Annotated in this window: 10 protein-coding genes and 1 tRNA gene; 2 read left to right on the forward strand and 9 right to left on the reverse strand. The window is 58.0% G+C overall.

The genetic code is table 11. The features are described 5' to 3' along the window. Positions 1 to 4 precede the first annotated feature (4 nt). The 3 genes from C7U61_RS11290 to C7U61_RS11300 form a co-directional block, all read right to left on the reverse strand. On the reverse strand, positions 5 to 844 hold the full coding sequence (locus C7U61_RS11290) for a response regulator (protein WP_106998175.1): 840 nt from the start codon (positions 842 to 844) through the stop codon (positions 5 to 7). Between the two features lie 135 nt (positions 845 to 979). Beyond that, a complete protein-coding gene (locus C7U61_RS11295) occupies positions 980 to 3,595 on the reverse strand; it encodes a mechanosensitive ion channel family protein (protein ID WP_245410784.1) in 2,616 nt (871 codons plus the stop codon). A 396-nt stretch (positions 3,596 to 3,991) separates the two neighbouring features. After that, entirely contained in the window at positions 3,992 to 5,407 is a 1,416-nt protein-coding gene (locus tag C7U61_RS11300; protein WP_106998176.1) for an FAD/NAD(P)-binding protein, read from the reverse strand. Between the two features lie 701 nt (positions 5,408 to 6,108). Between C7U61_RS11300 and C7U61_RS11305 the strand changes: the two genes are divergently transcribed. After that, positions 6,109 to 7,326, forward strand: coding sequence for an SfnB family sulfur acquisition oxidoreductase (locus C7U61_RS11305; RefSeq protein ID WP_106998177.1), 1,218 nt, complete (start codon positions 6,109 to 6,111; stop codon positions 7,324 to 7,326). Positions 7,327 to 7,347: 21 nt separating this feature from the next. Here C7U61_RS11305 and C7U61_RS11310 read toward each other — a convergent pair whose 3' ends face one another. After that, positions 7,348 to 7,815 carry an Rrf2 family transcriptional regulator gene (locus C7U61_RS11310; protein ID WP_106998178.1) on the reverse strand — a complete coding sequence of 156 codons (468 nt, stop codon included), beginning with the start codon at positions 7,813 to 7,815 and terminating at the stop codon, positions 7,348 to 7,350. A 207-nt stretch (positions 7,816 to 8,022) separates the two neighbouring features. Beyond that, positions 8,023 to 9,483, reverse strand: coding sequence for an FAD/NAD(P)-binding protein (locus C7U61_RS11315; protein ID WP_245410785.1), 1,461 nt, complete (start codon positions 9,481 to 9,483; stop codon positions 8,023 to 8,025). 1,043 nt (positions 9,484 to 10,526) lie between these two features. Between C7U61_RS11315 and C7U61_RS11320 the strand changes: the two genes are divergently transcribed. Further along, on the forward strand, positions 10,527 to 10,823 hold the full coding sequence (locus C7U61_RS11320; RefSeq protein WP_106998180.1) for a hypothetical protein: 297 nt from the start codon (positions 10,527 to 10,529) through the stop codon (positions 10,821 to 10,823). 155 nt (positions 10,824 to 10,978) lie between these two features. Here the strand turns inward: C7U61_RS11320 and C7U61_RS11325 are convergent. From C7U61_RS11325 to C7U61_RS11340, 4 genes are all read right to left on the reverse strand, one after another. Next, positions 10,979 to 11,054, reverse strand: a tRNA-Lys gene (locus tag C7U61_RS11325). A gap of 124 nt (positions 11,055 to 11,178) precedes the next feature. Next, positions 11,179 to 12,096, reverse strand: a complete 918-nt coding sequence (locus C7U61_RS11330) for a PhzF family phenazine biosynthesis protein (protein ID WP_181315835.1) — start codon at positions 12,094 to 12,096, stop codon at positions 11,179 to 11,181. A 66-nt stretch (positions 12,097 to 12,162) separates the two neighbouring features. Then, a complete protein-coding gene (locus tag C7U61_RS11335) occupies positions 12,163 to 12,906 on the reverse strand; it encodes a DNA mismatch repair protein MutT (protein WP_106998182.1) in 744 nt (247 codons plus the stop codon). Further along, positions 12,903 to 14,018 (reverse strand): endonuclease/exonuclease/phosphatase family protein, encoded by a 1,116-nt coding sequence (locus tag C7U61_RS11340; protein ID WP_106998183.1) that lies wholly within the window; start codon positions 14,016 to 14,018, stop codon positions 12,903 to 12,905. Before C7U61_RS11340 ends, C7U61_RS11335 begins: the two co-directional genes overlap by 4 nt. Positions 14,019 to 14,028 lie beyond the last annotated feature (10 nt).

Raw genomic sequence — 14,028 nt, forward strand, 5'->3', positions numbered from 1 at the left:
GACTTTATCGGGCTCCTACGACTTTGGCGGGCGGCTGAGCCAATTGAATCTGCAACAGCGTGTCGAGATTCTGATTCACGCGGCAGTAGAACTCCTCGTCGATGAATGGCCGCAGTATGAAATCATTGCCGCCGGCCTTCAGGAAACGGGCGGAAAGCAGCCGGTTATTGGATGACGAGACGCCGATTATGCGCAGCTCATGGGAGCCGGTGGTCGCACGGATGCGCCGCGTCAGCTCGAATCCGTCCATGTCGGGCATGTTGTAGTCCGTCACCATGAGGCCGATATCCGGGCTTGTCTTAAGGATTTCGAGAGCCTTGAGGCCGTTCTCGGCGACGCTGACACGGAAATTATAGCGCTTGAGCCGACTGGACAGCAAAGCGCGCGCGGTTGCGCTATCGTCGACAATGAGAACGTGGTGACGGTGGTTTGTCAGAAAGCGGCAGATCGATTCCGCCAGCATGTCCACGGCAAAGACATTGTCCTTGAGAATATAGTCCACCACATTCTTGGCGATCAGTTCGTCACGCGTACCTTCCAGAAAAGTGCCTGTGAAGGCGATCGTTGGAATGCTGAGATCGAGAAGATAGGCGAGTGCTTCGCCCTTCTCGGCTCCCGGCAGGTTCATATTGGAGATCGCCAGCTTGATGGGTTCCGACGACTTGTCATAGGCAAGTTGCAATTCTTCGAAATTGCGGCAGATTTCGACGTCGATGTCCAGAAGCTCCTTCACTTTGACCCTGACCATCGACGTAAAGAGATTGGAATCCTCTACGAGCAGAATGCGCGAGCCGGCAAGAGACGCGCCGGAATATTGCATCCCAGAAACACCCAGAAATGGCATAATGAAAACCTGTTTTTGAAAATAATCCCCTCTGTCTTCTTTTAGAACAAAGCCTTTGCGGATTTGTTAAGTCGACTGGTTTCCCGGAGATGAAGAAAACAGCTCCGGGGTCGCGTTTACCGGGCGGTGACCGGATTACTCCGCGGCGGTCCTGCCCCGGCGCCGGCCTGGGCTCTTTGCTTCCGATACCTTGCTTCCGGCCGAGAACGCGGAATCTTCCTTCACGCCGTCCTCCGCCTCAGGCCCGTCGGCAGAATCCATCAGCGCATCCGCCGTGACATCGGACTGCCTGCCTCGCCTGCCGTCGCGAACGATATGCAGCTCCTGATGCGGATAGGGAATGGAAATCCCTTCTTCCTTGAAACGCTTCAGGATTTCGATGCGCAGATTGTTGCGGATCTCCATGCCGTCGGAGAGATCGGACAGATAGAAGCGCATCTCGAAATCGAGCGATGACGGACCAAAACGCAGGAACTCTACATGCGGCTCCGGATTCCTGAGCACCTTTGGGATCGAGCGTACCAGCTCCAGCAGGATATCCATCACCTTGCGCGGATCGGTATCATAGCTGACGGATACCGGGATTTCAGAGCGGGCGAGCCTGTTGCGATGTGTCCAGTTGCCGACGGACGCGTTGATGAGTTCCGAGTTCGGCACGATGATCGACTGCTTGCGGAAGGTCTCGATCTCGGTCGCGCGCACCGAGATGCGCTTGACGATACCTTCCGATGTGCCCGAAACGATCCAGTCGCCGACCTTGAACGGCCGCTCGACCAGCAGGATCAGGCCGGACACGAAATTCGACACGATATTCTGCAGGCCGAAACCGATACCGACCGAGAGGGCACTGGCGACGAGCGCCAGGCTGGACAAATCGATACCGGCGGCCGAAATAGCGAAGATCGCCGCCAATGCTATGCCTAGATAGCCGATGCCGGTCCTCACCGAGTTGCGTACACCGAGGTCCACCTGTCCGCGGGCCATGACATTGCTGTCGAGCCACCGCTGGAACCAGCGCGTGACCAGATAGCCGCCGGCAAACAGCAGAATGCCGACGAAAATGCCGAGCAGCGAGATCGACATGTTACCGATCTTGATCTCGGTAAAGAGCCTGTAGGTAAAGGCTTCCAAGTCCTGGATATGGAAGCCCCAGGAGAGCAGGATCAGCGGAATGCCGGTCAACAGAGCGACGGCGTAGGTCGCAAGTCCCGCTGCAAGACCGGCCTGATCGAGCGCCACTTCACGCAGCTTCAGGCGATTTTCCAGAAAGCGGCCGATGATGGTTTCGGCAAAAACCCCCTGCTTGGATACCGCCTTGCCGAGCTGAAAACCGAGATACATGGTCGCGATGACCGCGCTCGTCACGATCATCTGCGTTGCCATGAAGCGGGCCAGCCCCACATAGCCGATGAACGAGGTGAAGATCACCACTATGCCCAGACCGCGAAGAATGATGGCCATGCCATGCGGCCAATGGCGGCCCGGCGCATCCGGATCGCCGTTCTTGGCAAGCATCGGGGACCCGAAGGAGGCAGCGATCAGAATGAGGCCGATCAACAGTGCCGCCAGGAAACTTTTCGCCACGGTAACGACGACCGGCGAGCCCATGGACTCACTAATGCGGTCGAAGACGTAATCCAGTCCGTTGACCACAGCCATGGCCTGCAGGCACCAGGTGAGCGAATGTGCCCCCTTGTTCGACAGCTTGACCAGCCGCCAATGCGGCCGGAACGGCGCGAAGACGGCATTGCTCAGACGGCCGACGAAATAGACGAGGCCGATGAAGCCGAAAACCGCCGCCAATATCGGCGCGATATCAGGCCGCAACACGTTGAAATTCGAGAGGAAAAAGAAGGATGTGACGAGAAATGCCGCCAGTGACAGCGTGCGGATCAGGGTGGACCAGAAGGCGACGGAGAGCCGGCTGATATACGGAGGATTCTCGACGGCCTCGTCCTGCACATAATAGCGGCGGAACAGCCGGTACCCACCGACGAGAAATATCAGCGCGGCGCCGATCGACAGGCAGACGGCGCCTAAAAACGAGGCAAGCTTGGCCTTGAGCACGAAGCCGATCCAGCTCGTCACGGCGGTACTGAACTTGACGCCCTCGTCGACCAGAGCGGCCCCCGCATCGTCGAATGTCGTGATGGAAATCTCCGTGCGCCTGAATAGCGTCTCGGCGAACAGCTTTCGGCGCATTTCCATGAATTGCATCGAAAGCCGGTTGGTTTCCGTGGTGAGATTGTCCGCATCGAGGATCACGGCGCTGATCTGCGAGCGTTCGGCGTTGAGCCTCTCGCGCTCCTGCGCGACGATCGGCGCCTCGGGCGGCTGGCCCTCCTTGGGAGGGGCACCGAGCTGTGTCAGGCGCGCATCGATCTCGGCGGTACGGGGCTTCAGGCGTCCGGAAATAGCCGCTGCGGTGCGATTGAGTTCGTCAACCTGGCCCGAGAGCGCCACGAGCGTCTCGTCGTCCGCTGTTGCCTGCTTCGCCGCCTCCTGGAGCGATGCATAGGCCTTCTTTGCCTTGCCGAGATCGGTGACGGCCGTATCCAGCAGCCCATTGACGAGTTGTCCGGACTGTTGATCCGTTTGCTGCTGCGTCTGGGTCGGCTGCTGATCCTGCGCAAAGGCATGCGCCCCCGCCAGTGGAAGGGCAATGATAAACACAGCCAATCCCAGCAGCAAAAGAGGCAATAGAAAAAGACGAGATTTCAGCGGGCGCAAGCAGAGCTCCTCGTTGCACATGAAGTCGCAGTCAATGGATGACCGAAATCGCCGCAAAAATGGAGACCCGATTCGTCCTATAATATGATTGCGAATTCCATAGTCTTTACGCGTACGCCTTGTAAGGCAAAGAAAGGCGACACAAAGGCATTCCACGCCCCTATCCTGTCCGGAACCGCGCGCGAAACGAAGTAACGCCGCCTCATCCTGGACGTAATCTATGGCATGGACCATTGCCGCCCGGAAATAGGCCGGAAATCCACCTTGGCAATGGAAACTCTACGCGCTCGGCAATATCGGGCTGAGGGGAATGCCGCTGCGGCGCCAGAGCAGAGGCTATTCTGCAGCACGCGAGACATCCTTCGCGAGCCAAGCGCGGAGCCGTCTTGCTCGCGGATGGGAGAAGCTGCTGAGTGGTTAGACAGCCTTGCACTGCGGATGAAAACGCTCCGCGACGCTTTCGGCGGCCGCATAGGCTTGTGTCACGATCTCGGGCACAAGATCGATGTCGGGAAGACTTCCAAGCCCCAGAGGACCGATGGCAAAGAGCCCCTCCGTCGAACGCCCATTGACCTCAAGCGCGCCTGCGGCATCGACGGCAAGGCCAAGGCCGAGTTCGTCCGGCACTGCAAGGCCGGCATCGATGAGGCTGCGCAGCAAGGGCGCGTTCAGATCGGGCGCCTGGCACCGACAATCGATCACGTCGTCTGCGTAGAGCTGCTCTGTCTCCTGCCGTCCCGCAGGCCTCAAGACCAGCCCCGTCGGCGTCCGCCGGATGAAATGACCGCGCCGCAGCAGCGTATTGCCCTCGGCAAGCTCCTGATTGAGGCGCACATGCAGCGCTTCGGGCAGCCGATTGCGATGGCTGTCGTAGAGCGCCCGCAGATGACGGTTGAACTGCTGCTTCTGACCGGCCGGCAGAGATCGCCATAGGGATCGGGCATGCTTGCGCAAACCGTTCATGACCGACTGCCAGCTCTGCCCGTTCGCCTCCGCCTCCTCGCAAGCGCGCCGAATGAAGCGAACGATCTCGCTGAGTTTGCCGGGCATCTCATCTGCAGGGAAAACCGGATCGGCGTTGTTGCGCGTATGGCTCTGCGGTAGGAAGCCCCGACGCGAAACGATGGTGATCTGCCCCGTATAGCCGTTTTCACGCATCTGCAGCAGCCGATCGACCACGCGCAGGCCGCTTCCCAGGAGGATCGTATGCGGTCGCGACACGAGGCGGCGCGCCCGAACGGTTGTCGGGACCGTCACGAGATCGCCGGCCTGCGCCTCCCGATCGGTAATGCCATAGCCGGTTGCCAGCACCACCATGTCGAACGGCGCATTGGCAGCACCATCGCTCTCCACTACGAAACGGCCGCCACGAACACGCCTGAGACCGAAGACCGTCTCGCTGCTGACCTGCACCGCCACATCGCGCCGCGATGAGAAGGCTTCCGAAAAGCGCTGGTAGACGTAGTCGCTGAAAATGCGCTTCGGTACGAAGATCTGCAGGAAACCCGGTATAGCAGCGGGGACGGCGCTGCGGAAAGGCGCATTGCCGCAGAGCCATTGATTGAAATCGTCTGGATCGCCGGCTGAGACGGAAAGATCGCGAACGCGGCTGTTGAGGATTTCGCTGCTGTGCCCGGAAGCGAGCGCCTGACCGCCGCTGACGCTGGAATTGGGATCGAAAAGCTGGAGATGAAATGGGAAGCGCACCGTCTTCATCAGCGCGATTGCCATCATCATACCGGAAAAACCACGTCCGATCACGGCGATTCGAGGCATCACGTAAGCCGACGCCGCCGCATTCGTCATGGCGGAAAAGAATCCCTGAACCGTCATATCAACTCCTGGGGCAAGAGGTGGTCGATCATGCCTTTCTTGGGCTTGTCACTTAACGGCCCGAAACTCGAACTCCGATCTCGCGCTCGACAGCCGAAGAACGGTGGGCTGACAAACGCATAAGAGCCGCATCGGGTCTCAAAACTCCACCTTCCTTCAATCCGGAGCTCTTCCCGCGAAAGAAGGCTGCGACAGGCGGGTCCAACTCGGTCCAATATCCGATGCCCGCAATCGTCTGCCATTGCTTATTGAAGCGATCAGGCAGCATGATTATTGTCATTGTCTACTTATTTAGTCGTATATGAAAGCGCGAAAACGCGCCGCTAGCAAGCGCTTTCTTGTCGGGGCGAAACCGGATCGACGATATTGCAGCTTGAAAAACATCATGCGTCCGGCTGCTTTTTTCCTGTCCCGCCTTCGTACGTACCGGGAAAAAGGAAAGCAATTCCGAGCGCTAAGATCAGCTTTCGAAACCGCTTTCGCTGTGGCTGAAATGGCATCGGAAAGGCGCCGAGTTCGCTCTTCGACCGGATGGATATCGAGCGGAGCGCTTACATTTTTGCAGCTGGAGCCTATTTTACAGAAGGGTGCGATGCGAATGCGCCGATAAAACCGTTGTATGCTGCATTTATGGAAATCAGCATCTCGCTGATTTGCCACACCTTGAGTAGCCGAGCTGGCGCTGGCCGAGGGAGTGACGAATGGGGACTGTTTCTCAATTGCATGAACGCATCAGGTCGCCTGCCCATCGCGTTCAAAGCGAAGAGGAGGCGCTCGATATTGCGCGTTCGCTTGCGGCGAGCTTTGCACAGCAGGCGAGCGACCGCGATATCAACCGCATCCTGCCCTATGACGAGGTCGAGGCACTGTCCCAATCCGGCCTGCTGGGAATTTCCGTTCCCTCGGAACATGGCGGCATCGACATTTCGAACTGCGTTCTCGCCGAAGTCATTGCCATTCTGGCAGAGGCCGACCCTTCCATCGCACAGATATTGCAGACGCATTTTCATGTGCTGGAAGCGGTGAGAATCAGCGGTGGCGAGGATCAGCGGACATCCCTTTTCGATCGCGCGATGACCGGCGATCGTTTCGCCAGCGTCTTTTCCGAGTCTGGTGCAAGCGGCGCCGACCAGAATTCCTTGCATCTGACATCGGACGGGCCCGGCTTCCGCCTCAACGGACGAAGCCAGCCTTCCGCCAGCATTTTGTTTTCGGATTGGATCGGGCTGTTTGCGGCGGACAAACGCAAAGGACTGATTGCTGCTGTCGTGCCCAGAAATGCGGAAGGCATCCAGATCATCGACGACTGGGACGGCTTCGGTCAACGCACCTCAGGAAACGGCACGGTCATATTGCATAATGTTTATCTCGACCTCGATACCCTACTTGCGCACCGAGAAAAGTTGGCCGAGCCCACGGTGATCGATTGCGTGAACCAGCTCACGCGCGCCGGCATCAATCTCGGTATCGCCCGATCCGCGCTGGCAGCGACCATGGAATTCGTGCGGGCTCATTCTCACTCGAGGGGAAGCAGCGGGGATGAGCAAACCGTGAATGATCCGCTGATCGTCACGAGAATCGGCGAGATTGCCATCCGCATCGAAGCGGCAACCGCAACGGTGGAGCGAGCCGGCGGCAAGATCGACGCCGCGCAGATCAATCTCACGGAAGATCACGTCATCGGTGCCGCGCTCTCCGTAGCGGCGGCCCAGACAATGACGGCCGATATTGCGATGGAAGCAGCCGATACGCTGTTCGAGCTCGCCGGCACGGCCTCGGCAGGCATCGGCCTTAACCTCGACCGCCATTGGCGCAATGCCCGCATCCACACGCTGCATGAACCGGCCCGCCGGAAATATCCCATCATCGGCAACTACCATCTCAATGGCAGGAAGCCATTGAAGAGCTGGTTGCCTTGAGAAGCTAAGGCGTCTTAAAAATCAGGCGGTGTGAGACGCGCGTCGATCTTCCCGTTCCGGGACTTCGAAATCCGCGCCACCGGCGACGAATTGTTCCAACGACATGTTGTCGAGAATCTCGGCAATCGCGTCACGCACCTCGGTCATCGAGCGCCGCACCTGACAACGCTCCGGATCGGAACAGTCGTCGCAGGCTTCATAGGCCGTGCGGCTGGCGCAGCGGATAGGAGCCAGCGGACCGTCCAGGGTGCGGATGACATGGCCGATGCGGATTTCCGAGGCGGGACGCGACAGCGAATAGCCGCCGCCCGGCCCCTTTTTCGAACGCAACACCCCGGCGTTTCGCAATTCGAGCAGGATGGTATCGAGAAACTTCTTCGGAATATTGTTGCGCAACGCGATATCGTTGATGAACGCGGTTTCACCCGGGCCGAGGCGTGCGAGATCCACCAGCGCCTTCAATCCGTACTTTCCTTTTTTCGTAAGCATCGCCGTCCGCTTTACTGCAAAGTCAATTGTTGAAAACCCGGCATGGCTCGAAGAGACTCAACGGGCCGATCCTGTCAGCATGGGATTGCGGAAGTAACCCCGCAATCTCTTGGGAACAAGATAGTAACTCACAAATTGTATAGTTTATATGAGTAAATTTAGGCAAATGTATCGTCTAAGCAACGAATTTGCGACTTTTCTTGGATTTTAGGCGGCGCTACTGTCCCAATAAGCCTTCCTTTGCCCATGCGTATGGCCGGCGATCGCGCCAGCCACCTGGTCCGCCACCAGAACGGCGTGCTCGACCACCTCGGGCAATCCCATCAGTTCGCCGAAGGTGCCGCGTGCGAGCGGTCCGGAAATAAACAGAGACGGTATCACCGTCCCATCGTCGGCAAGGGCGCGCGATTGCGTATCGCAGGAAAATCCCAGGCGCGTGGGATCCAGCGCAAGATACCCGGCTTGCGACAGCTGGTCGATCCAGGCTTGGGACTGCAGAATGCCTCGGTGCCCCGGACCGGTGGTGACGACGACCGCATCGAACTGCCTTCTCACGAACCGTTTGGAACGGCTCAATCGCAACCTGCAATCGATGACATCGTCGGCAACGCCAACCTCTGCCACCGAAGCCGCCAGCACTTCAAGCCTGCCATTCGCAAGCGCCCGTTCGCTGACAGCTTCCACCTGCGGTGCAATACGGAAACGATGAACGTCCCAAAACGGCCTCAAATGCCGAACCAGCCGGCGCCGCTCCTCGGTTGGAAGCGCCTGCCAGATTTGCCGCCCTTGTGTCCTTATCTGATCGATGACCGCATGCCAGCTCAGACCTTTGCCTTCGGCTTGACGAATGGCCGCCCGCACGCTGCGCAGGAGCTCAACCGCCGTCTTCGACGGCTGGCTGGCAAAATCACCGAGCGGTTCCTGCTTGACCGCCGCATGGCCGCGCGAGCGCAGACCACGTCGGGATATGGCGGTCAGCGGACCTTTGTGCCCCCTGTGCTCGAGGGAGGCAATGACGTCCGCCGAAGTCAGGCCGTTACCGACGACCAAAACACGATCGTCGGCGCGAATAGCCGCAAGCGCATCCGGTCGAGCAGGATCGGGAACGAAGCGCGGATGATCGGCAAGCGCATCCCGCAATAGCTGCGGCGGCAAAGGCGACGGATGGCTCGTGGCAATGACGAGAATATCGGCATCCACGTTTGCTCCATCAGCACCGGTGACCGCCCAGCGGCCGCCCATCCTCTGGACGCGCTCGACGCTTTGCCTGACGTGGCGAAGTCTCCCGCTCTCGACAAAGGGGCGGATCATACTGTTGATATAGTTCCCGAACACGGAGCGTCGCGGAAAAAGATTGCCATCGGCGGCGATCGCCGCGTCATCGTCCGCAAGCGCATTATTTTCCAGCATCCAACGCTGAAAATGCTCGATATCATCGGGCAGCAGGCTCATCCTCGCCGCGGGCACATTGATGCGGTGGGCCGCATCCTGCGTGTCGTAGGCGAGCCCTGCCCCCAAACGCTCCCGGGGCTCGAATATGAAGACCTGCCCGGCCTGCAGCGACTGTCGCTGCAGCAGATGAAAGGCAACCCCCGTTCCCGAAACGCCACCGCCAATAATGACGACAACAGGCACATCGCGCGTCTGATGGTCAGAGCCAAGGGTCAATAGCCAACTCCCTCCAGATCGATCGCCAGGTGAATTCTGCATGCGTCTGGCAATCGGAATAATGGTTGAGACGATCCTATACTCTATAGAATTTGTTGACAATACGATTGCGGCGTACCCCGCTCTCTCAGCACCCGGCGACAGTCAAAAGCAGTGCTGATATGCTTTTTCAAACAATGGGTTATTTGTGCCCTGCACAACATTGTTTTTGCGCCGCAGGATGCAAAAAACTTGGCATACGCCTGCTGGAGGAACATACTCGCGGTTGTTCTGGTCCGTGTTCTCTGTAGGAGGAGAAACATCATGGAACTGCTTCGACTGCTCTCCGCCTTCGACTATACGCTGATGGTGATTCTGGCTGCCATCTTTGTATTCAGCGTCATGGAAGCCGGACATAAGAAGCATTGACGATGCGCCGTTGAAAGTCGCACTCGTTGCCATCCGACAATATGTCGGTCCTCATTTGAGCGCCTCCTAATCATCGAGCAATTCCCTCGACCCTGCTTCACCCTGTTCTACGGGCGCCGCCCAAAGCATACGGTGGAATTTGGCGATGTAGATAAGCTGTGGCGTAATGAGGCAGCCGGATTCAATCCTTTGAATGAAACTGCGCAGTTATACCTGAAACATTAGAGACAAACGTGCAGCGCAGAATTGTATAATTCAGTGTATGTACTCACCAGCCAATGAAAAATGCGTCACAAGCTTCGCGCAAACAATTCCCGGGATATTTGCTGGCATCATTAAAAACATAAAGCAAAGAAGATATACTCATGGGCTACGACTGGGACGGCATCAAGACACGCCGGATGCGAAGACTGAAATATGGACTTTCCCTGTTTCTTTTCACAATATCGCTATCGGCACCAACGGCGTTTCTGCTGCATTTGCATTGAATCTCTTTGGCACATCGGCCCCCCGCTTGTCGTTTCAAAAAGCTAACAAACTCCGCAGACGTGATCCAATCGGAGATACCGCGACGGGAACCAAAGCCAGCCTCGGTTCGTTCCTGAAGGAACTTACTCGCAATCAAGGAGGGCGCCATGGCCGACGTCTCGACGGAGAAGGATATCAACGCTCAAATCGATGAACTTCGTAGCCAGATCGATAGGCTCTCCGCCGACTTGGGAAGGCGGATCAATAGCGCTTCGGACCGTGCCGACGAGGCCCTTTCTTCGGCAAAGGGAAAAGTTGGGACCATCGCTGACCAGGCCCGTTCCGAGGGCCGGAACGTTGTGCAGGTCGCAAAGGAAAATCCAACAGCCACAAGCTCAGTCCTGATTGTGACGGCGCTTCTCGGCTTATTGACCGGTCTTCTATTGGGCAGGCTATCCGACTAAGGCATTTCCAGGAAAAGTGCGCGGCGGTTTTCTGCCGGGAATGCGTAGGGCATATCGCCTATGCTGCAGCGCTCCCGCGTTTCGATGCGCTGGAAACCAGCGCAGCCGAAAACCCTTGCTGCACTACAAATCATCTAATGATTTCAAGGAGTTTTTGGTGGGTGATGTAGGGCTCGAACCTACGACCCGCTGATTAAGAGTCAGCTGCTCTACCAACTGAGCTAATCACCCGTACCGCTTGCTGGCGGCGTGACCGGGCATATAAATAGGATCGGTTTGATTGTCCAGCGGCCAGACGAATTTTCTTTGATTATTTGTCAAAAAAATTTCAGACATCACCGAAAACTCAATAAAATCAAAGCTCAAGAATTCCTGACGCAACGCGCACAGCCTGGCCGCCGATGCGGGCATTGGCGATCAGGCCGCCATTGATATCGAGATGAAGATGAATCAACGAGGGCCGCCCCATCTCGATGCCCTGCTCTACCACGACCGGATGATGCCCATCCGGCAAAGCATCGAACTGATTGATCGCGCCGGACAGCGCCGCCACCGCGGATCCCGTCGCCGGATCCTCGACGATGCCCATTCCCACCGGAAACATGCGCGCATGGAATTTGGCAACATGGTTGACGCCGCCGCGGCAATAGATGAAAGCCGAGGCGAGTGCGCCATCGACGAAGGGTGCCGTCTTTTCCCAAAGCTGCAGATCGAATTCCAGTCTTTCGGCCGCGCCGACATCGTGCACCGGCACCAGGAGAAACGGCACGCCGGCACTCCAGATGGAAGGAACATGGTTCTCGAAGCCGATCTCGGTGATCTTCAGGCTGAGTGCGTTGGCGATATCGGCTCTGTCGAGCGGCAGCAGAATCTCCTGCGACTTCTTCGGCAGGTCGAACTCGGCAAAACTCGCCTTGTTCTGTCGCAGCTTGATGGCGCAGCGCACCGGTCCGACACGCTCGTCGAGAACGGAAACGAGATCGAGGTCGCCGCCATGATTGGCATGGGCCTTCTCCGCCAGGGCGATCGCCGTGCCGACTGTCGGATGACCGGCAAAAGGCAGTTCGCGACCGGGCGTGAATATGCGCAGGCTCGCCGTGTGGGCCGGATTTTGCGACGGCAGCACGAATACCGTCTCGGAAAGGTTCATCTCTCTGGCGATAGCCTGCATCGCCTGATCGCTCAGCCCCTCGGCATCGAAGATGATCGCCAGCGGATTACCGGCCAGTTTGCTGTCGGTGAACACATCATAGACACTGTAGCTGCGCGCCAATCTGGCCTCCATCATGCTTCCAGACTTAATCATTCATACCGGCAGGTGGCCTCACCGCAAGCCTAGCTATCTGCCGCCGCCGAAGAACCAGGCAAGGATCGGCAACATCGCCGCGCTGTAATGATGCGCCGCAGGATCACCGGAGCGAATCGCGACCGCACCCTCGACTTCATCCTCTTCGGAAACCAGTATATGAGCCTCGATCCGCCGCAGCATATCCTCGGCAGTCCAGGGAAAGCGGAAAACACGGAAGAGCGTGACCGAATGGTTTATATGGCTGGCGTAGTATTGAGGCTCAGCAATCGCGTCGTCCAGATACAGACCCGTTTCCTCCAGTACCTCTCGCCGCATATTGCTTGCAACATCGGCCTGCCCGCCGACGATATCGTTCTCATCCAGCGACCCGGCAGCGCAATAGACCTGACCGGGATTAGCCGTATGCGACGCCATGCGGATTGCGATGATCGCACCGTCAGACGATACCGCCACTGGAAGTGCGAAAAGGTGAAAGCCGCCTTGCCGCTCACTTTGCTTGCGCCACCAAAGGAACGTTGAAAAAGGCGCAAGATAGGCTTCCCCCTTCACAGCACCGTTAACAATCGACAGCCGATGCTGGAACACCATGCGGCCGTCATAGAGCGCTGGTGTAGCGGCGATTTCCCTCGCCCAATTCCTCTGTGCGGCCTCCCGTTCCCGCAGATGAAAGGGATGTTCGCCGGGAAAAACGGCGAGATCGATGCTGAAGACGGGAAACACGGTGGCTTCCGGCGGCCAGCCGGCCATATCTCTCTGCAGTTCTGAAACGCTCATATCAAATCCAATGTCATGACGACGGGGCAATGGTCGGAGGCCTTCGGCCTGTCCCAGCCGACGCGAGGATAGCGCTCTACGTCCTGCCCCGGTGGGAAAATCGTGCGGAAAGGCTGGCCCGAGCGGATGATGTCGGGCATGCGCGCCGCGTTGGCGCGAGCCAGCGCGGGAGAGAGCCAGATATAATCGAGCTGGCAAAGCCGCTGTTCCTGCGGCCCGCGGGCATGATAGAGCGTCCAGCGGTCAAGCTCGTCTCGCCGCCGTATGACGTTTTCCGCAAAGCCATCATGGCTGAAAACATCGAGCGCGCTGCCCTTTTCCTCGCTGCGCGGTTCGAAACGATAGCCGGTGCGGCGCGTGCCGATGACATCGATCCATTCCTGGTAGTCGTTCATGTCGCCACAAATGGCGAAATTCTTCGTCGCCGTATGGCCGGCCCCGAAACGATCTTCAATGATGCGGCAAACCGCCATGGTCTCTGCTCGGCGGATCGGCATGGTCGCATGACGTCCATCCACGCCCTCGCGCGCCGGCCCCATCGATTTCAGATGGATGACATAGAGCGAAAATGGAACGCCACCAATATGGAGATGCAGTTCCAGGCAATCGCGCTTGAAGATCTTGTCCTCCGAATGAAGGCCGAGTTCGGCAAGCTCGTCGTTGAACAGTCCGAAATTGCCGTAGGTCACCATGGCGTGACTCTTGATGTCGTTGAGGACGATCGGCTGGCCGTCGCGCGTCTCCTCGCGCATCATTACGGCAACATCGATGCCGCGGCTGTCATTGCCTTCGATCAGGAATTTCTGACGGTAGCCGTTGCCGACCATGCGGTAGAGATAGCCATATTCGAAAGCCTGGAGCGCCGCCATGTTGTCGACCTCCTGCAGGCAGATGATATCCGCATCGGCATCCGCGATCGCAAGCGCCGTCATCTGCCTGGTGTCGTCGGTCGCCGCAATCACGCGCGCCGCTTCCAACTGCTGATAGATCTCTTCATTGCGGACATCGAAGAGCTGCAGAACGCGATCCTGGCGCAACTGGTTGCGAAAACCAGTGTAATCAAAACGGGTCAGAAGGTTTTCGACATTGAAAGTCGCAAGGCGCAGGGACATGAAGCATTCC

Origin of the sequence: Rhizobium sp. JAB6 (genome assembly GCF_003024605.1) — a bacterium.
In the GTDB taxonomy this organism is placed as follows: domain Bacteria; phylum Pseudomonadota; class Alphaproteobacteria; order Rhizobiales; family Rhizobiaceae; genus Rhizobium.

Coding starts and splice junctions, on each gene's coding strand:
- C7U61_RS11290 (WP_106998175.1), bottom strand. CDS start 844: ATGCCATTTCTGGGTGTTTCTGGGATGCAATATTCCGGCGCGTCTCTT.
- C7U61_RS11295 (WP_245410784.1), bottom strand. CDS start 3,595: ATGTGCAACGAGGAGCTCTGCTTGCGCCCGCTGAAATCTCGTCTTTTT.
- C7U61_RS11300 (WP_106998176.1), bottom strand. CDS start 5,407: ATGACGGTTCAGGGATTCTTTTCCGCCATGACGAATGCGGCGGCGTCG.
- C7U61_RS11305 (WP_106998177.1), top strand. CDS start 6,109: ATGGGGACTGTTTCTCAATTGCATGAACGCATCAGGTCGCCTGCCCAT.
- C7U61_RS11310 (WP_106998178.1), bottom strand. CDS start 7,815: ATGCTTACGAAAAAAGGAAAGTACGGATTGAAGGCGCTGGTGGATCTC.
- C7U61_RS11320 (WP_106998180.1), top strand. CDS start 10,527: ATGGCCGACGTCTCGACGGAGAAGGATATCAACGCTCAAATCGATGAA.
- C7U61_RS11335 (WP_106998182.1), bottom strand. CDS start 12,906: ATGAGCGTTTCAGAACTGCAGAGAGATATGGCCGGCTGGCCGCCGGAA.
- C7U61_RS11340 (WP_106998183.1), bottom strand. CDS start 14,018: ATGTCCCTGCGCCTTGCGACTTTCAATGTCGAAAACCTTCTGACCCGT.